Below are 495 nucleotides of genomic sequence, written 5' to 3'. Positions count from 1 at the left end.
CATGAAAATGGTTTTGTCATCGCGCTGGATGATTTCGGTACTGGTTACTCAGGGCTTTCTTATCTGCATGACCTGCATATTGATTATATCAAAATTGATCATAGTTTCGTTGGCCGCGTCAACGCAGACCCAGCATCAACCCGAATTCTGGATTGTGTATTGGATCTGGCGCGTAAACTTTCGATCAGTATCGTCGCTGAAGGTGTCGAAACGAAAGAACAATTTGACTATCTGAACCAAAATAATATCACATTTCAGCAGGGTTATTATTTCTATAAACCTGTTACATACATCGACCTGGTCAAAATTATCCTTTCTAAACCGAAGGTGAAGATTGTGGTTGAGTGAAAATTGATCAGCAAGGCCATGGTGCGGTGTAATTATAGACAGCTAATTAGCTCGTTGCCTCTTGTTACTATTGTTCATTCTTTTGTTTGCTATAATTGTGTGAAAGTTTTGACTGGATTGCCATTAGTAGCATGAACAATAGTAATA

General features: G+C 39.0%; 1 protein-coding gene. It reads left to right on the top strand.

What is annotated here, in order from left to right:
- Positions 1 to 348 (top strand): EAL domain-containing protein (locus AC3DEV_RS16805; protein WP_488372835.1); only part of this gene is annotated, 348 nt, incomplete at its 5' end.
- Positions 349 to 495 lie beyond the last annotated feature (147 nt).

This window comes from Dietzia sp. IBK-p2-15D, assembly GCF_057773105.1.
This window is presented reverse-complemented; position numbering and strand designations above follow the sequence as displayed.